We start from the raw sequence: 18,530 nt of genomic DNA on the forward strand, positions 1-18,530 counted from the left end.
TATAGGAGGTTGAGCGATATGAAATACAGAAAGCTGGGCAACACGGGACTGGAGGTCTCCGCATTAAGCTTCGGGGCCTCTTCGCTGGGCAGCGTGTTCCGGGAGGTTCCGAAGGATGAGGCTATCCTCACGGTTCATACGGCGATTGATCTGGGGATTAACCTCATTGACGTCTCCCCTTACTACGGCCTGATGAAGGCGGAGACAGTGCTGGGTGAGGCACTCCAGACGGTACCGCGCGACAAGTATATCCTGAGCACGAAGGCCGGACGTTACGGCGAGGGGGAATTCGATTTCTCCAGAGAGCGGATCATCCGCAGCGCGGAAGAGAGTATGGGCAGACTGGGCACAGATTACCTGGATATTCTGCTGCTGCATGATGTTGAATTCGGCTCGCTTACACAGGTGATGGAGGAGGGGATTCCGGCGCTGGAAGAGCTGAAGCAGGCGGGCAAAATCCGTTACTTCGGCGTCAGCGGCCTGCCGCTGAGTGTGTTCGAGAAGGTGCTGCCGCAGACCAGGCTGGATGTCATTCTGTCCTATTGCCATTATTCGCTCAACGATACCACACTGCTCCGGCTCCTTCCGCTGCTGGAGGAGAGCGGCACAGGGCTGATGAATGCGTCGCCCATCTCGATGGGGCTGCTCAGCAACCGTAAGGTGCCGGATTGGCATCCGGCAGGAGCGGAGATTCAGGCCGCATGTCAGCGCGCCGCTGAGTATTGCAGGGACAAGGGAGAAGACATCGCCAAGCTGGCGGTCCAGTTCTCCACCGCGAACGAGCAGATTCCTACGACCTTGGTCAGCACGGCGACACCAGCCAATATCCGCAACAATATCAAGTGGACCGAAGAGCCGATGGACGAACAATTACTGGCAGAAGTACGCGATATTCTGAAGCCGATTGATGGGGCTACTTGGCCGAGCGGCCGGGCAGAATGGAACGAAGCACCAGGCCGGAACGGGGAGCGCTTATAATGAAGGGAATTATTTGTGAGGAGATCGGAAAGTTCGTATTCAGGGAAGATCTGCCGGAGCCGGAACTGGTGGACGGGGAAGCGGTTGTAAGCATCCGCCGGATAGGCATCTGCGGGACAGATCTGCACGCTTACCGGGGCAACCAGCCTTATTTCACTTATCCGCGTGTGCTGGGGCATGAGCTGTCCGGGATTATTGAGCGCATTGGCGACAACGCGCAAGGGCTACAGGCCGGTGACCAGGTCAGTGTCATTCCGTATCTGCATTGCGGAGAGTGCCGGGCCTGTCTGAGCGGTAAAACGAATTGCTGCCAGAAAATGAGAGTGTTCGGTGTTCACCTGGATGGCGGAATGCGGGAACGGGTGAGTCTGCCTGTCGGCAATCTGCTGAAGACAGACGGGCTGACGCTGGATCAGGCGGCCATGCTGGAGCCGCTGGCGATCGGTGCCCATGCGGTGCGGCGCTCGGGTGTCGGTGAGGGGGAGCAGGTGCTGGTGATCGGGGCCGGACCGATCGGACTGGGCGTGATGGCCATGGCCCGGTACGCTGGGGCGAAGGTCATTGCGATGGATGTCAACGATGAACGTCTGGCCTTCTGCAAGGGCTGGGCGCAGGCAGAGCATACGGTAAGCGCCTTGAAGGAGCCGAAGGAACAGCTATCGGCGCTTACAGACGGCAATTTCCTGCCGCATGTCATTGATTCCACCGGCAACATCTCTTCTATGGAAGGGGCTTTCGGATTGGTCGGGCATGGCGGTACGTTGACTTATGTCGGCTTGGTTAAAGGGAACATTACCTTCAGTGACCCTGATTTCCATGCCCGTGAGATGACGGTGCAGGGCAGCAGAAATGCGACCCGCGAGGACTTCGAACGGGTGATTAACGCCATTAGGGACGGTTATATTGATGTGGACCGCTATATTTCCCACCGCTGCTCCTTCGGGGAGATGACCTTGCAGTTCGAGAGCTGGCTGAATCCTGAAACCAAGGTGATCAAGGCGCTGGTGGAACTGAATTAACTGCGAAGGAGCGAAGCAATGATGACAACCAAGGAACACAGCCAGCGGTTATGGTATAGTGAACCGGCACAGAATTGGAATGAGGCGCTGCCGATCGGCAACGGCCGGCTCGGGGCGATGATTTTTGGCGGGGTGGCTGAGGAGAAGCTGCAGCTTAATGAGGATTCCGTATGGTACGGAGGTCCGCGTGACCGCAACAATGAAGATGCGCTGCCCCACTTACCGAAGCTCCGCCAGCTGATTCTGGAAGGCAAGCTGAGGGAGGCGGAGGAGCTGGCGGCCATGACGATGATGGGGCTGCCGGAAGCGCAGCGCCATTATCTGCCGCTTGGCGACCTGCTACTGTCGTTCGGCGGACATGAGCAGCCTGCTCAGGACTATCAGCGGGAGCTTAATCTCGAATCCGGTGTATCCCAGGTGAGTTATTCCACCGGCGGAGTGCGGTATACCCGTGAGCTATTCGCCAGCTTCCCGGATCAAGCCATCGTGGTGCGGATTACCGCTGACCGGAAGAACGCAATCTCCCTGAAGGCCAGATTCAACCGCCAGAACTGGAGGATGCTGGAGAAAACCGAGAAATGGAATGACAGCGGGCTGGTGATGGGCGGAGAATGCGGCGGGCGCGGGGGCAGCTCCTTCGCTGCCGTACTCAAGGCCGTCACAGAAGACGGAACCTGCCGCAACATCGGCGAATATGTGCTGGTGGAGGGGGCGAGCTCGGTTACGCTGCTGCTTGCCGCAGGAACCACGTTCCGCCATCCTGATCCGGCGCTGCATGCCAAGCTGCAGCTTGAAGAGCTAAGCAGCGTTCCTTATGACAAGCTGCTTGCCCGCCATGTCGGGGACTATCGCAGCCTATATGGCCGGACCTCACTGACGCTCCCGGAGAACCCGGAGCTGAGCGGACTGCCGACCAGTGAACGGCTAAATCGGTTCCGGCAGGGGGGAGAGGATCACGGGCTAATTACAACCTACTTCCAGTATGGCCGTTATCTGCTGATCGCCTCCAGCCGTCCCGGCTCTCTGCCTGCGAATCTGCAGGGCATCTGGAATGACAGCTTCACCCCGGCTTGGGACAGCAAATTCACGATTAACATCAACGCGCAAATGAATTACTGGCCGGCTGAACTCTGCAATCTGGCGGAATGCCATGAGCCGCTGTTCGATCTGATCGAACGGATGCGTGAGCCGGGACGGGTGACCGCGAAGGTGATGTACGGCTGCGGCGGCTTCACGGCACACCACAATACAGACATCTGGGCAGATACTGCTCCTCAGGATACGTATATGTCAGCCTCGTTCTGGCCGCTGGGAGCAGCTTGGCTGTGTCTGCATATGTGGGAACATTACCGGTTCAGCCAGGACCGCCAGTATCTGGCGAATGCCTACGATACGATGAAGGAATCTGCACAGTTCCTGTTGGATTACCTGATAGAGGATGAATCGGGCCGGCTGATTACCTGCCCGTCCGTCTCGCCGGAGAACACGTACCAGCTTCTCGGCGGGGAATCGGGCGTGCTGTGTGCCGGAGCCTCCATGGACTTCCAGATTATTGAGGCGCTGTTCAAGGCCTGCATTCAGAGCGCGGAAATCATCGGACGGGATGAGGCATTCCGCGAAGAGCTCCGCTCAGCGCTGAACCGCTTGCCGGGGCCGCTGATCGGTAAATACGGCCAGATTCAGGAATGGATGGAGGATTATGAAGAGGTAGAGCCTGGGCACCGTCATATCTCGCATCTGTTTGCGCTATATCCGGGGGATGCCTTCACAGTGGAGCATACACCGGAGCTGGCGGCAGCTGCCCGTACGACGTTGGAACGCAGACTTGCCAGCGGCGGAGGACATACCGGCTGGAGCCGGGCGTGGATTATTAATTTCTGGGCGCGGCTCCAGGATGAAGGCAAGGCTTATACGAATGTACGGGCGCTGCTGGAGCATTCCACCTTGCCGAATCTATTCGATAACCATCCACCGTTCCAGATTGACGGGAACTTCGGAGGAACAGCGGGCATCGCGGAGATGCTGCTGCAGAGTCATACAGATAGAATCAGACTGCTGCCTGCATTGCCTGCGGACTGGAACGAGGGCAGTGTCAAGGGACTGCGGGCAAGAGGCGGCTATACGCTGGACTTCTCGTGGGCGGACGGACATGTTACTGAAGTGATTGTTACTTGTACGGTATCCGGCACATGCCGCCTGGAAGGCCCGGGACTGGCTCCGGTATCGTTCGCTGGAGAAGCGGGCAGTTCGTATACCTTCACCGGGTAGATTAATATTAGGCTGGCTAGTTGACGAATAGGATAGTATAGTAATGTGGGATTGGCGTATTTGCGCCAGTCCTTTTTGCGTGCGTGGTTGGCTAGAACGTCGAGCGGGCCGGATGTAATCGAAAAACCGATCACAATGGAACCGGGAGCGGCGCGTGGACCAAATGAAGAGCATTAATGCCTTTGATTTCGCCGGAATCCGCCGGATTTCGCCAAAATCCGGCAACCCTAGCAGGCCGTAAGCAGGCTCATCCCCAAGCGCAGCCAGCTCTGAAAGAACGGCAATTCCGCTGCCACGCTGCAAGCAAGCGTTTTCTTTTTATGAATTTTCAGGGGGGAAGACCTATATTCTATGAATTGTAAGCGCATTCTGAAAACGTATAATTAAAGTTGTCACCAGGAGAAATTAGAAGCATAAGCGATTAGCCAAAAAGGGGAGGCATAACAACATGCACAAAACGGCAAAACGTTCAGCAGCAGCCGCTGCGGCCGGTGTATTAGCACTCACACTGGCATTGACAGGCTGTGGATCAAGCAATAACACCAGCAACACCGGCACCAAGGATACCGCCACTGGAGGAAACGCCAGCCCGGCAGCAGCCGGAGACGACACGGCTCCGGTAACGTTCTCGGTATTCATGAACGGTCCCGGACAACAGCCAACGCCTGACAATAAGATTCTGAAGCTGATCAAAGACGAGACCGGAATCACCTTCAACCAGGAATTCCTGGTCGGCGACCTGCAGCAGAAGCTCGGGGTCATGATAGCCGGGGGAGATTATCCGGACATCCTGTCGGGTGACGACAAATTAATCAATGCCAAGGCTTACATTCCGCTGGAGGATCTGATTGAGAAGTACGCTCCCAACCTGAAGAAGCATTACGGTGCGGTCTGGAACCAGATCAAGGATGAGAGTGACGGCCACATCTATGTACTGCCAAGCTATGGCGTCTATCAAGGTAAAATTACCGAGCCTACTTATCAGGGACCAGGCTTCTGGCTGCAAAAAGGCGTGCTTGAGGAAATGGGCTACCCTACTCCCAAGACCCTGGATGAGTATTTCGACATCATTGCCAAATATAAAGAAAAACACCCGGATATGATCGGGTTCGAATCACTCAACTTCGACTGGCGCGTGTTCCCGCTGCAGAATCCCCCAGAGCATCTGTCGGGGCATCCGAATGACGGGGCCGTTATTGTAGATAACAATGTAGCACAGATTTTTGCCGACAAGGATATCTCCAAGACCTACTACAAAAAGCTTAATGAGATTAATGCTCAAGGCTTGATGGATAAAGAAGCCTTCGTACAGAACTATGACCAGTACCTCGCCAAGGTAGCAAGCGGTAAGGTCATCGGGATGTTCGACCAGCACTGGAACTTCCAGGACGGCGAGAAATCCCTGATCTCCCAAGGCAAGCTGGAAAATACGTATATCGGCTTCCCTCTGCTCTATCCGGGCGCAGAAGAATGGTATCGTGACCGCGGAGCGGTCGGCACCAACCGCGGATTCGGAATTTCGATCAATGCCAAGGACCCTGTCCGCATTATCAAATTCTGGGATAAGATGATTACCGAGGATTGGCAGAAGACGCTTCAATGGGGCGTGAAAGGCGAAGATTATGAAGTGAATGCAGACGGCTCCTTCTACCGTACACCTGAGCAACGGGCCAATGCGGATCAGACCAGCTGGCAGGTTGCTAACAAAATCTCAGGGATGTTCGGTTACATGCCTAAGATTCAAGGTACGTACAGCGACGGCAACGCAGCAGATGCCGGTACACAGCCTCAGGAATTCTTCGACAGCCTGAAGCCTTACGATCAGAAGATTCTGAAGGCGTACAACAAGAAATCATGGTCCGAATTCTTCAAGGAACCGAAAGAGAACAATATCTACTTCCCTGCGTATTCCATCGTGCTTAAGGATGGTTCACCTGCACAGCTCGCACAGTCCAAACTGAATGACCTCATGATTAAGTATTTGCCGAAAGCCATTATGGCCAGCCCTGCTGAGTTCGACGGCGTGTGGCAGGATTATGTGGACAGAATCCACAAGCTGGACATCAAGGCCTATGAGGACCGGATGAATGAAGGCATTCAGCAGCGTATCGAGAAATGGAGTGTTAAATAAACCATTCAATACAGAACTAGGAGCGGGAAATGCTGTTTCCCGCTCTTCCTAAATAGGAATGCGTGAATAGGACAACGTGGAGAGAATGATTTTTACAGGAGGGAATACAACATGTCTGATGCCGTACTGGACAAACAGGTCAAAAAACAGAAGACCCGAAAAAGCAAAATCGATCCGGAAATCGGTGTGGAACTCAGCTGGAAAACACTGAAAACACAGAAACAGCTTATTTTTATGTCCGTGCCCATTGCACTCTATCTGATTATCTTCAACTATGTTCCCATCTGGGGCTGGCTCATGGCCTTTCAGAATTACCGCCCGGCGGTGTCCTTCGGCCAGCAGGAATGGGTAGGCTTGCAGCAATTCAAGTTTTTATTCTCTGATGATACCTTTATGCTGGTGCTTCGCAATACCATTGCGATGAGTTTTATTAACCTTGTACTGGGTACGGTTACGGCTATCGGTCTGGCTCTGCTGCTGAATGAGATCAAGCTTAAGTTCTTCAAGCGTGCGGTTCAGTCGATTTCTTATTTGCCGCACTTTCTGTCCATGGTTATCGCTGCGGGGATTGTGTCCACTTCACTCTCCATCGATGGCGGGATTGTCAATGTCGTTCTAATGAAGCTTCACCTGATTAAAGATCCGATTATGTGGCTTAGTGAAGGGAAATACTTCTGGGGCATTATCGGGGCATCGAACGTGTGGAAAGAGGTGGGCTGGGGGACAATTATCTATCTGGCTGCTATTACCTCCATCGATCCTTCCCTGTACGAGGCAGCGTCCATTGACGGCGCGAAACGGTTTCAAAAGATGCGTTATATCACGCTTCCGGGAATCAAGGCTACATTCGTTATTTTGCTGATTATGAACATTGGACATATTCTGGATGCCGGCTTCGAGCTTCAATATCTGCTGGGCAACGGACTTACTGTGGACTATTCGCAAACCATTGATATCTTTGTAGTGAAGTATGGTCTGGCTATGGGTAACTACTCGCTGGCTACGGCGGCAGGGATCTTCAAAACGATTGTCAGTGTCATTCTCGTATTCATCGCAAACAATGTCGCAAAACGCCTCGGCGAAGAGCGATTACTATAGAGGAGGAAGCCCATATGAAAGCCGGGACCAAAGGTTCAAGCCGGATTGAGCCGGTTGTATTTCATACATTCAACACGATATTTATGCTCTTTGTGGTTACTGTCACGCTCTATCCGTTCCTCCAGACGCTGGCCGTATCCTTCAATGACGGAAGTGACACGCTTACCGGGGGAATCTACCTCTGGCCCCGTGTATGGACGCTGGAGAATTACCGGGCGGTCTTTATATCAGGAACGATCTATCATGCCGCATTTATCTCGGTATCCCGTACGATTATCTCAACGGTGCTTGGTGTTTTCCTTACTACGATGCTGGCGTATGCACTGGCGCAGCCGCAATATATTTTCCGCAAAAAGATCGGCCTGCTGTTCATCCTGACCATGTATTTCAATGCCGGGCTGATTCCGAACTACTTCCTGATCAAGAATATGGGCCTGCTGCATAACTTCATGGTCTATATCCTGCCGAGTCTGGTCAGCGCGTTCAACCTGATTATCATGCGGACGTATATCCGCGGGCTTCCGTTCAGCCTTACCGAATCAGCGAAGATTGACGGAGCAGGTGAATTCAGGATTTTCTGGAAAATCATCTTCCCGCTCTGTACGCCTGTCCTGGCAACCGTCGCACTGTTCATCGCGGTAGGCTCATGGAATTCCTGGTTTGACACATTCCTCTATGCCTCCTCGGATATCAAGCTCAGCACGCTGCAATACGAAATGATGAAGATGCTCGGCTCGATTATGAGTGCGAACAATGATCCGTCGATGCTTGCGGGAGGCCAGAACAATCAGGTCCAGTCGCTGGTTACGCCAGCCTCCATGCGTTCAGCCATTACGATCGTTACAGCAGTTCCGATTCTGTTCGTCTACCCTTTCTTGCAGAAGTATTTCGTGGTAGGATTGAACCTGGGTAGCGTAAAAGAGTAATTGTCAATACGTATTATAGTAAGAAAAATATGTATACTATAACCGTTTCGGGTGCAGCCGAAGCGGTTTCTCCTGTTCAACAGTGGTGAGCCAGCAGATCATAAAAAAACTAGAACAAAGATGGTGATTCCATGCTTAAGGTACTGTTTGCCGACGATGAGCCGATTATGCTGGAGGGGCTGCGCTTTCTGGTGGACTGGAAGGCACTCAACTATGAAGTATGCGGCGAGGCGCTGGACGGGGAGGATGCGCTGCAGCTAATTCACAGCACCCGTCCTGATCTGGTCATCACCGATGTGCGCATGCCGGTCATCGATGGCCTTGAGCTCATTCGAAGATCCTCAGAAGGCGATTGCCGCCCGAAGTTTATTATTTTTAGCGGCTATGCTGACTTTGAGTATGCCAAGCGGGCTCTGAAATACGGAGTCTCCAACTATTTGACCAAGCCTCTGGATGAAAAGGAGCTGACGGAGGCGCTGCATACAGTAACCGAACAGATTCTTAAAGAACACAAGGCATCCTCACGGCGTGACGCGCTCTCGGCTCTGATGCAGGAGGATACGGTATCCCGGCTCCTGATGCGGGAGAATTCGGAGGAGGAGCGGGAGAAGGGGCTGAATATGCTGGGGATCGGCCCTGCCTCGCGGCTATGCTGTGTCCTGGTCCATGGAGCCGCGCCGGACAGCCTGCAAATGCGCAAGCAGGTCGCCGCCATGAGCGGCAAGGAGCCGCTGCGCAGTATTTCAGTCTATCCGTTCACCGCAGGCAGCGGGAAGCACGGGTATCTGCTGGTGTCACCGCAGGAAGGGCCGGCGCTCGACCGGACACTGCTTACCCGGTGGATGGAGGAGATGCGGCCGCTGTACACCACGCCGGTCTTTTTCGCGGCAAGTCTCCAGCATCAGGGCAAGGAGGCCTTGAATACGGCATACCGTGAGGCGCTGGCTGCTGAGCTGTGCAGGCACGATACCACGGGGAGCGAGGCCGCCGGCTTCTTCGAGAAGCAGGATAAGTCGCAGATGGCCATGCTTCCGGCAGAGCTGAGACGATCGCTGCTGCAATCCGTCACCGAAGGGAAGGTAGAGCATCTCACGGATCAGCTTGGCGAGGTGTTCAAGATCTTCTCGGCGGAGGTGGCGTCCAGCTCCTGGATCGACGCTTTTCTGGCCAATGTCAAAGCTGAGCTGCTACGTGAAATTACCGCCAGAGGGGGAGACTATGCGCAGTGGGTGCAGAAATGGTTCCCGTCACGGCATACAGCCAATTGCCTGCCGCTGCTTGAGCGTCAGATAGAGGAGGAGCTGTGTGAGGCTGCAGAGTGGTTCGCAGCGGCTGCGGACGGCAGGGCGGAGGATCAGATTGTGGCCGCAGCGATCGAGTATGTCCGCGGGCATTATCAGGAGAAGCTGAAGCTGCAGGATATTGCGGGGCACCTGCATGTGAACTCGGCCTACCTGGGACAACGGTTCAAGAAATATTACGGCAGCTCCTTTAACGATTATCTCCATGAATTCCGCATTGAAGAGGCGAAGAAGCTGCTCCGCCGGACCGATATGGGTATTTCCGATATTTCAAGCAGAGTGGGCTATTCAGACGCCGATGTGTTCGCCGCCAAGTTCAAGGCGCTTAACGGAGTTACACCTTCCGTGTACAAGAAGAGTTAATTCATGAGGGAGGAGGGGGCGTGCATGAAGAATAACCGGAAGCCATCTGCCTTCATCAATGATATTCCGCTTAAATACAAGTTTTTGTTTATCTACTTACTGTGTGTGCTCGTCCCCATACTTAGCATCAATGCCCTCTTTTATGTGCAGATCAGCCGTAATGTGGAGGCACGGGAGAGGGAGAATCTGGAGATTTCGGTAGACCGGGTGGCCTATGACCTGATGCAGATCGTGAACGAATGCTTGGCGATCAGCAATACGGTGGCTGCGGACCGGCCTTACATGGAGATGATGGATTACGCCTACCCGGATAATGAGGCTTATTATGATGCCTATAATGATTCTCTGAAGGATAAGCTGCGGCAGTACAGCACGCTCCACTCCTATATTTCGTGGATGGGCATATACACCTCTAATCCGACCATCCAGAACGGCAACAGCTATTTCATTCTTTCGTACGCGGATAAGCAGAGTGAATGGTACCGCAAAATCTCAAGCAGCACAGGTAAGGTGCTGCTCACTTCTTATCAGGGAACCGACCCGCTGAATCCGCCGCAGCAGGAGGTGCTGGTCAGCCTGATCCGCAAGCTGGATAACTTCACGGGCCAGCCCTACACGAAATATCTGAGGATTGATCTGCGGCTGAACAATGTACAGGAGCTGTTCCAGAAGGAACGTGACTATCTGGATTTCAAGCTGCTGGACGAGAAGAACCGGGTTGTGCTGGACTCGAACCGTTCCTTCTCCTCGCTGGATGCGAGTGCCTTGCTCAATGTGGACACCAGTATTGACCAGCCTTCCAAGCAGATTGTCCGGGCGCTTAGCAGTGCGGCCTATACCAAGGGCTGGCGGCTGGTCGGAACGCCGGAAGGGCGTAAGATCAGCCATGAGATGGAACGCGCGCTCAGGAACTCGCTGATTCTGGTTCTGCTGACGATCATCCTTCCCACTCTGCTCATGATTGTGATTATACGCTCCTACAATCTGCGGGTACGGCTGCTCTACAAGCATATGAAGCTGGTCAAATATGAACAATTCGAGAGCATTGATATGTATGAGGGGAAGGATGAGATCGGAGGTCTGATCCGCAGCTTCAATCTGATGACCGGCAAAATCCGCAATCTGATCAATGATGTCTACAAGCTGGAGATCCAGAAGAAGGATCTGGAGCTGGAACGGGTGCGGGCAGAGCTGAAATATCTGGAGAGTCAGGTAGACCCTCATTTCCTTTTTAATACGCTGAATGCGATCCTGGTCATCTGTAAGAAGTATAAATATGAGCAGGTTACCGATGTCATTAGGAATCTGGCCCTGATTATGCGCAGGCTGCTGAGCTGGAAGGATGATCTGATTACGGTGGAGGAGGAGGTATCCTTCATCGAGATGTATCTGCAGATTGAGAAGTTCCGCTTCCAGAACCGCTTCTCTTATGTGCTGGATATTGCGCCTGAGGTGCTGAACTGCCGCATTCCCAAGATGAGTATACAGGCTCTGGTGGAGAATTCCTGCAAGCATGGCCTGCAATCGGTCAAATGGGCAAGGGAAATTCACGTGTCCGCTTCACGGAATGAGACAGGTCTGCTGATTGTGGTGACTGATAATGGCAAAGGAATCGAGAAGGAGAAGCTGGAATGGATCAAATCTCATCTGGAGACAGAAGAGGATACGGGACAGAATGTTGGCCTCCGCAATGTGTATAAACGCCTCATGCTGTACTATAACGGCAGAGCCGAATTCAGTATTGAGAGCACCGAATACGAACGTACGGTCATTACTATCCAGATTCCCGAGGATTTGAGTCTGGTTCCGATGGGGGAGGGAGCTCATGTATAAAGTAGTGCTCGCAGATGATGAGACCATTGCCTTAGAGGGGCTGCGGACGCTGACCGACTGGGAGGAACTGGGCTTCGAGGTATGCGGCGCCTGTGAGAACGGGGAGGAAGCACTGGCTGCCGTTATCCGCAGCTCGCCGGATCTTGTGATTACGGATATCCGCATGCCCGAGATTGACGGGCTTGAGCTGATCCGGCGCGTACGCAGCCTTGATATGGAGCAGCCGGTCTTCATTGTGCTCAGCGGCTACGGCGAATTTGAATATGCCAGAACAGCCATCCGTTACGGGGTAAGGCATTACCTGCTGAAGCCGGTTATGGATGCGGAATGGGATAAGGTGCTTACGGACATTACGGATGAGCTGGAGCTGCGCCTTAAGCAGACGATGCAGCAGAGTATGCTGTCCAGCCGTCTGCTGCCGCTTGCCATTGCGCGCATGCTTGAGGGACACTGGGCGGAGCCGGATGAAGAAGCTGCTGAGCAGATGGACCGCCTGGATGAGGCGGCCACTGGGTGGACGTATGTGCATGTGGAGGGCAATAGCAGCCGGATTACGGAGCTGTGCCGGGAGCTTGCCGGACCGGCCGGTGCGATGCTCATTGATCTGCCCGGGGATCAGGCCGGGCTGGTCGTGGAGAGCTCGGGGGCGGCGGCAGGGCTGGCGGAGCAGCTATACGCCGGGCTGACCCGCAGCGGAGTAAAGGGCTCGGTCAGCATCGGGCCAAGTGTGCGGTCCCTCCGCGAGCTGCCGGTCTCCTACCGCGAAGCGGCAGACGCTGCGGCCCGCCACTACTTCTATTCGGACGGGTGCGGTCCCGTGGATTCGGCCAGTGAAGCCGAGGGCCAGGTTAATTACACGCTGCCTTCCGCAGAGCTGATTGAGGAGATCATCAGCGCAGTGGAGCGGCTGCATGAGCATAAGGCTGCGGAGAAGCTGGGCGAATTGTTCCGCGAGTTCAAGGAGAACCGGACAGATCCGGGAGTCGTCCAGATGACGGGTATGGATATCATGCTGCGGAGCATGGAACTGCTGAAGGAATTTGGAGGCGCGGACGATCAGTGGATCGGCACGCTTGATTTTTTCAGAACCGAGCCGAGGTCCCTGGAAGCTCTGCAGGTCACCCTGGAGACAGCGCTCTCCACCAGTATGAACTATATCCGCCAGCACAAGGAGCGTAACTCCGAGCACCCGCTGACCCGCGTGGAATGCTTCCTGCGGGATCATTATCCGGAGCATCTGACGGTGAAAGAGATTGCAGAGCATTTCTATATCAATCCGGTGTATCTGGGCCAGGCCTTCATCAAAAAGCACGGCATCAGCATTCTGGAGTACATTCATAATTTGCGGATCGAAGCAGCCAAGAAGCGGCTGATCGACACTCAGGATACGGTCAGAAGCATTGTGGAGAGCGTCGGTTACGTACACTATCACCATTTCTTAAGAGAGTTCGAGAAACGGACGGCGCTGAAGCCCGTTCAGTTCCGGGCACAGGCCCAATCTGAACAAGGCTAGGGTATCCATTTATTTATTAGGGTCCAAGTCTTTACTATGGTGATGGTAAACGCATTCAAATACGTTATGATAGAGATAGCTGTCCAAAAATTGCTATTCAATGGAGGTTAAAAAAGATGAAGCAAGCCAGCAGCGAAATTCCTGCATTACATGAGATGTTCCGGGAGGCCTTTAAAATAGGGGCTGCCGTCAGTACTGGCATTATAGCTGCCCAGGGTTCTTTTATTGCCAAGCATTACAACAGCATTACAGCCGAGAATGAAATGAAGCCGGTAGAGGTTCAGCCGGAGGAAGGGAGCTATTCCTTCGAGGCTGCGGACGGTATCTTCGAATTCGCAGAGTCGCGCGGGATCGGTGTCCGGGGGCATACGCTTCTGTGGCATAACCAGACCGGAGACTGGATGTTCAAGGATGCGGAAGGCGGAGCCTGCAGCAGAGAGCAGCTGCTTGCCCGCCTGCAGACCCACATTAACACGGTAGTGGGCCGTTACCGGGGACGGGCTTATGCCTGGGATGTAGTGAATGAAGCGATTGAGGATAAAACAGACCAGTATCTGCGGGATACGCGGTGGCTTGAGATCATCGGCGAGGATTATCTCCGTCAGGCCTTTGAAATGGCACATCAGGCAGATCCTGATGCGCTGTTGTTCTACAACGACTATAATGAGACCGATCCTGTCAAAAGCGGCAAAATCTACAAGCTCGTGCGCAGCCTGCTGGATCAGAATACGCCGATTCACGGGATCGGAATGCAGGGACATTGGAATATCTACGGCCCTTCCATTGAGGAAATCCGCAGTGCTCTTAAGCTCTACGCGTCGCTGGGGCTTAAGATCCATATTACCGAGCTGGACCTCTCCGTGTTCCGTCATGACGACAAGCGCACGGATTTGAAAGCGCCAACAGCTGAAATGCTGAAGCTTCAGGAGGAGCGTTATGCCGAGATCTTCGCTCTTCTGCTGGAATTCAGAGACTCCATTGACTCGGTGACCTTCTGGGGCGTGGCCGATGACTACACCTGGCTGGACGGCTTCCCCGTCCGGGGACGCAAGAACTGGCCGTTCCTGTTCGATGAGCAGAAGCAGCCGAAGGCTTCATTCGCCCGGCTGGCCGAGCTGGCGGCTTCGCAATCTTAATATTCGTCCCAAGCTGGACACCATATTATTTCTGGAGGGAATCCAATGACAACTCAATTGAAGCAGGCTGCCGGCAAGGTACAGCCAAATGGCAATCCGCTGGTGGCACACAGATACGGAGCCGATCCTTATGCCCTGGTATTCGGGGACAGAGTCTATCTGTACATGACCAATGATGCGCTGGAGTATGATGAGAACGGTGTGGTGAAGGAGAACTCCTACAGCAGCATTAATACGATTACCGTAATCTCGTCCGCTGACCTGGTGAACTGGACCGATCATGGTCCGATAGCTGTAGCCGGACCGGAGGGTGCAGCGAAATGGGCAACCCAGTCCTGGGCACCGGCAGCACTTCATACCGTAATTGACGGTAAGGACAAGTTCTTCCTCTACTTCGCCAATAATGCCAGCGGCATCGGCGTTCTGTCGAGTGACAGTCCGGTGGGTCCATGGGTGGACCCGATCGGGGAGGCGCTGATTTTGCGCTCCACGCCTGGGGTAGAGGATGTGACCTGGCTGTTCGACCCGGCAGTGCTGTTGGACGACGACGGCAAGGGGTATATCTACTTCGGAGGCGGTGTCCCGGAAGGCCAGTTCGCCGAGCCGGGCACAGCACGGGTAATGCCGCTGGGTGAGGACATGACCAGTGTGGCGGGTACAGCTGCAGTGATTCCGGCCCCGTTCATGTTCGAGGATGCCGGAATCCATAAGTGGAACGGAGTCTACTATTATACCTACTGCTCGAACTTTTATGATGGGCAGCGGCCGGAAGGCAGCCCTCCTGCGGGAGAAATCGCGTATATGACGAGCAGCAGCCCAATGGGTCCATGGACTTATCAGGGGACGATCCTGAAGAATCCGGGACATTTCTTCGGCGTATCCGGGAATAACCATCATGCGGTCTTCCAGTTCCATGACAGCTGGTATATAGCTTATCACGCCCAGACCTTGTCCAAGGCCCAAGGGATTGCGAACGGCTACCGCTCCACCCATCTTAACCGCCTGACTCATCATGAGGACGGGTCCATTCCCGAGATTCATGCGGATTACGAAGGTGTGCAGCAGCTTGCAGCGTTGAACCCGTATGAACGGATTCCGGCGGCAACGATGGGCTGGAGCGCAGGGGTGAAGACAGAATACCTGGCCGAGGGCGGAGTTCAGGCGGTCACGGATGTGGAGCAGGGCGGCTGGATCGGACTTTCCGGGGTAGACTTCGGCAGCGGAGCTGAGTCGTTCCAAGTCTCGGTCCTGAGCCTGGAAGCGGGCGGCGTGCTGGAGCTGCATTTGGATGAGCTTGCGGGTCCGGTTATCGGCAGACTGACGGTTCCGGCGGCGGACGGCTCGCAGGAATGGGTAGAATTGAAGACAGAGGTCCAGGGAGCAGAGGGAGTTCACAACCTCTATCTGGTGTTCACAGGAGAGAGCAATAAGAGCCTGTTCAAGCTGGCCGCTTGGCAGTTCACTGCGCAAGGACACTAACTTCAAGGGGGCAGAACATTGAATACAGCCAGAATTACCAATCCAGTGATATGGGCAGATGTCCCGGATGTGGATGTCATCCGGGTCGGCCCTGTGTTCTATATGGTCAGCACCAGCATGCACTCTATGCCGGGCTGCCCGATTATGAAATCGGTGAATCTGAAGGACTGGGAGATTGTCAGTTACGTCTTTGATACCTTCGAGGACACTCCGGCCTTCCGGCTGGAGGACGGCGAAGGCATTTACGGCGGCGGTTCCTGGGCTGCCTCGCTGCGGTGCAAGAACGGAATCTATTACGTATGCTTCTCCTCCAATGACACGGACCGGTTCTATATCTACCAGACCCGTGATATTGAGCACGGACCGTGGGAGCGTTCGGTCATCCCGGACCTGCACCATGACCCGGCGCTGCTGCTGGATGATGACGGGCGCAACTATGTAATCTACGGGAACGGGGACATCCGCATCCGGGAGCTGAATGAGAACCTTACAGGTTGGATGCGCTTCGGAACGGAGCAACTGCTGCTGGAAGGCGAGCGGCAGGGCATTATGCTGCGGATGGAAGGCTGTCATGCCCATAAGCGGGGCGGGTATTATTACCTGTTCTTCATCGAATGGCCTGCAGAGGGCAACATGCGCAGACGCCAGCTGTGCTACCGGTCCCGGGAGCTGCTGGGTCCGTATGAGCGCAGGGTTATTCTGGACGACAACCTGGGCTACGAGAATCGAGGTCTAGCGCAAGGCGGGCTGGTCGATACTGAGGACGGCGACTGGTATGCTGTGCTGTTCCAGGATCACGGGGCGGTTGGACGCGTTCCCTGCGTATTCCCCGTGAGCTGGGAGAACGACTGGCCGGTGATCGGGGATGGCGGCAAGGCTCCGCTGGCCTTCGATACGAAGCTTCCCGCCGGGGAGGCGAAGCCACTTGTAATCAGCGATGAGTTCGAGTATACGGAGAACCGGCTGGCGCTTCAGTGGCAATGGAACCATAATCCCGATAACGGGCTATGGTCGGTTACCGAGCGGCCGGGCTGTCTGCGGCTGCATACAGGCCGGACAGCTGAAAGTGTCGTAACGGCGCGCAATACGCTGACCCAGCGGACGGAGGGTCCGGCGTGCAGTGCCGAGACGCTGCTGTATCTGGGCGGCATGAACGAAGGGGACCGGGCCGGCATGGTTGCTCTCCAGTCCGGGTACGGCACGGTTGAGGTAACCGCCGGAGAGCAGGGACAGTTCACCGTGGATATGTGTATCCAGGGTGACGATGGCGTTGAAGTGCTGGAGAGTATCCCATTCACGGGTGAGCGTATCTCCCTCAGGATTGATTTCAACTTCAAGGATGGTGTGGACGAGGCCCGGTTCTTCTACTCAGAAGGCGGGGAGGTCTGGCGTTCCATCGGGCAGACGCTGCATATGGAATATTCGCTGGATCATTTCATGGGCTACCGGATCGGCTTGTTCAATTATGCGACCCGGCAGACCGGCGGCTATGCCGATTTCGATTATTTCCGTTATCACAGAGAGGATTAAGCCCGGGTCTGGAAATGGGATGCATATTCGGTGGGTGTCATCGATGTATGCTGTTTGAATATTCTTCCGAAATACGTCAGGCCCGTGAATCCGACCCGGAAGGCCACCTCCTGAATCGAATGCCGGCGAAGCTGGAGCAGGCGGCTGGCCTCATGCACCCGCAGCATGTTCACATATTCGATTAAGGTCTTACCGGTATTCTTTTTGAACAGATGGCAAAAGTAGTTGGGGGTCACACAGCAGATCCGTGCGGCCTCCTCCACAGTCAGCGGTTCATGGAAATGGTTGCTAAGGTGAATCAGCAGGGGCTGGATGCCCGTCTCCTGCCGGTCTCTTTTGGAAGGCGGTGCTGTGAACTCTGCCAGGGGATAAGCTAGACCCAGGGAAGAGAACAGGCCGCCTTTGATACATAATTCATACCCGGGGCTCTTGCTCTGGTAGCTGTAAATAATCTGTTCAATGCATCCTCTGATCTGGCGGGTAACCGGCTGGTCCACCCCATAGAAGGCGGGCAGCCGGATCTCACCGGAGAGGAGCGGCCGGATATGCTGAAGCTCAGTCAGGTCCCGTATACCGTTCAGCAGCGCTTCGTTGTAGACAACCGCATACAGCTCACTGCCATCCTCTGTCGGGTAGGCCGCATGAATCTGCGGACGGCTGACGAAGGCAAGTTCACCCTGCACCAGCTCTCTGGAGTGGGGGCCGACCTGGACGCGGAAGCGGCCCTTGGTCACGAGAATCCATTCAAGATGGTCATGCCAGTGAGGCGGAATAATACTGCGGTCCGGAAAGCAGATATGAAATACATTGATGGGAAACAGGCCCTCGGGAATTTCCGTGTGCTCTTTTTTCCATGGATACGGCTTGTCCTCGAACGCTCCACTCATCTTATTCCCTCCACACAATCGTAATATCGTATGATAGATGCGTACTTTTATGTATAGTATAGCGGCTT

At 54.6% G+C, this 18,530-nt stretch carries 13 protein-coding genes; 12 read left to right on the top strand and 1 reads right to left on the bottom strand.

Annotated elements, in window-relative coordinates:
• The first annotated feature begins 18 nt into the window (after positions 1-18).
• From MKY12_RS10215 to MKY12_RS10270, 12 genes are all read left to right on the top strand, one after another.
• Positions 19-978: an aldo/keto reductase gene (locus tag MKY12_RS10215; protein WP_339313657.1), complete on the top strand. Its 960-nt coding sequence runs from the start codon at positions 19-21 to the stop codon at positions 976-978.
• On the top strand, positions 978-1,997 hold the full coding sequence (locus MKY12_RS10220) for a zinc-binding alcohol dehydrogenase family protein (RefSeq protein WP_036724958.1): 1,020 nt from the start codon (positions 978-980) through the stop codon (positions 1,995-1,997). Before MKY12_RS10215 ends, MKY12_RS10220 begins: the two co-directional genes overlap by 1 nt.
• 18 nt (positions 1,998-2,015) lie before the next feature.
• Entirely contained in the window at positions 2,016-4,265 is a 2,250-nt protein-coding gene (locus tag MKY12_RS10225; RefSeq protein ID WP_339313658.1) for a glycoside hydrolase family 95 protein, read from the top strand.
• A 448-nt stretch (positions 4,266-4,713) separates the two neighbouring features.
• On the top strand, positions 4,714-6,396 hold the full coding sequence (locus tag MKY12_RS10230; protein WP_339313660.1) for an extracellular solute-binding protein: 1,683 nt from the start codon (positions 4,714-4,716) through the stop codon (positions 6,394-6,396).
• Positions 6,397-6,507: 111 nt separating this feature from the next.
• A complete protein-coding gene (locus tag MKY12_RS10235; protein ID WP_036693453.1) occupies positions 6,508-7,494 on the top strand; it encodes an ABC transporter permease subunit in 987 nt (328 codons plus the stop codon).
• A gap of 14 nt (positions 7,495-7,508) precedes the next feature.
• Positions 7,509-8,420 carry a carbohydrate ABC transporter permease gene (locus MKY12_RS10240; RefSeq protein WP_036724944.1) on the top strand — a complete coding sequence of 304 codons (912 nt, stop codon included), beginning with the start codon at positions 7,509-7,511 and terminating at the stop codon, positions 8,418-8,420.
• Positions 8,421-8,551: 131 nt separating this feature from the next.
• Entirely contained in the window at positions 8,552-10,084 is a 1,533-nt protein-coding gene (locus MKY12_RS10245) for a response regulator transcription factor (protein WP_339313662.1), read from the top strand.
• 24 nt (positions 10,085-10,108) lie between these two features.
• Complete coding sequence (locus tag MKY12_RS10250) at positions 10,109-11,917, top strand: histidine kinase (protein WP_339313664.1); 1,809 nt, start codon at positions 10,109-10,111, stop codon at positions 11,915-11,917.
• Positions 11,910-13,430 carry a response regulator gene (locus tag MKY12_RS10255; RefSeq protein WP_339313665.1) on the top strand — a complete coding sequence of 507 codons (1,521 nt, stop codon included), beginning with the start codon at positions 11,910-11,912 and terminating at the stop codon, positions 13,428-13,430. The genes MKY12_RS10250 and MKY12_RS10255 overlap by 8 nt, the downstream gene beginning before the upstream one ends.
• 116 nt (positions 13,431-13,546) lie before the next feature.
• Positions 13,547-14,566 carry an endo-1,4-beta-xylanase gene (locus tag MKY12_RS10260; RefSeq protein ID WP_209880078.1) on the top strand — a complete coding sequence of 340 codons (1,020 nt, stop codon included), beginning with the start codon at positions 13,547-13,549 and terminating at the stop codon, positions 14,564-14,566.
• A gap of 45 nt (positions 14,567-14,611) precedes the next feature.
• Positions 14,612-16,045: a glycoside hydrolase family 43 protein gene (locus MKY12_RS10265; protein ID WP_339313666.1), complete on the top strand. Its 1,434-nt coding sequence runs from the start codon at positions 14,612-14,614 to the stop codon at positions 16,043-16,045.
• Positions 16,046-16,063: 18 nt separating this feature from the next.
• Positions 16,064-17,575, top strand: a complete 1,512-nt coding sequence (locus MKY12_RS10270) for a glycoside hydrolase 43 family protein (RefSeq protein WP_339313667.1) — start codon at positions 16,064-16,066, stop codon at positions 17,573-17,575.
• Here MKY12_RS10270 and MKY12_RS10275 read toward each other — a convergent pair.
• The gene (locus MKY12_RS10275; RefSeq protein WP_339313668.1) at positions 17,572-18,462 is read right to left on the bottom strand and encodes an AraC family transcriptional regulator; all 891 of its coding nucleotides are present in this window, start codon (positions 18,460-18,462) and stop codon (positions 17,572-17,574) included. The two genes, MKY12_RS10270 and MKY12_RS10275, sit on opposite strands and share 4 nt — an antisense overlap.
• Between the last annotated feature and the right edge of the window lie 68 nt (positions 18,463-18,530).

The sequence above is a fragment of the Paenibacillus sp. FSL M7-0896 genome, from assembly GCF_037975415.1.
GTDB classification, from domain to species: domain Bacteria; phylum Bacillota; class Bacilli; order Paenibacillales; family Paenibacillaceae; genus Paenibacillus_AQ; species Paenibacillus_AQ silagei.

Excerpts from the sequence above, each read along its gene's own strand:
- MKY12_RS10275 (WP_339313668.1), bottom strand. The coding sequence starts at position 18,462 with ATGAGTGGAGCGTTCGAGGACAAGCCGTATCCATGGAAAAAAGAGCAC.
- MKY12_RS10235 (WP_036693453.1), top strand. The coding sequence starts at position 6,508 with ATGTCTGATGCCGTACTGGACAAACAGGTCAAAAAACAGAAGACCCGA.
- MKY12_RS10250 (WP_339313664.1), top strand. The coding sequence starts at position 10,109 with ATGAAGAATAACCGGAAGCCATCTGCCTTCATCAATGATATTCCGCTT.
- MKY12_RS10265 (WP_339313666.1), top strand. The coding sequence starts at position 14,612 with ATGACAACTCAATTGAAGCAGGCTGCCGGCAAGGTACAGCCAAATGGC.
- MKY12_RS10215 (WP_339313657.1), top strand. The coding sequence starts at position 19 with ATGAAATACAGAAAGCTGGGCAACACGGGACTGGAGGTCTCCGCATTA.
- MKY12_RS10245 (WP_339313662.1), top strand. The coding sequence starts at position 8,552 with ATGCTTAAGGTACTGTTTGCCGACGATGAGCCGATTATGCTGGAGGGG.
- MKY12_RS10230 (WP_339313660.1), top strand. The coding sequence starts at position 4,714 with ATGCACAAAACGGCAAAACGTTCAGCAGCAGCCGCTGCGGCCGGTGTA.
- MKY12_RS10260 (WP_209880078.1), top strand. The coding sequence starts at position 13,547 with ATGAAGCAAGCCAGCAGCGAAATTCCTGCATTACATGAGATGTTCCGG.
- MKY12_RS10255 (WP_339313665.1), top strand. The coding sequence starts at position 11,910 with ATGTATAAAGTAGTGCTCGCAGATGATGAGACCATTGCCTTAGAGGGG.
- MKY12_RS10225 (WP_339313658.1), top strand. The coding sequence starts at position 2,016 with ATGATGACAACCAAGGAACACAGCCAGCGGTTATGGTATAGTGAACCG.
- MKY12_RS10240 (WP_036724944.1), top strand. The coding sequence starts at position 7,509 with ATGAAAGCCGGGACCAAAGGTTCAAGCCGGATTGAGCCGGTTGTATTT.
- MKY12_RS10220 (WP_036724958.1), top strand. The coding sequence starts at position 978 with ATGAAGGGAATTATTTGTGAGGAGATCGGAAAGTTCGTATTCAGGGAA.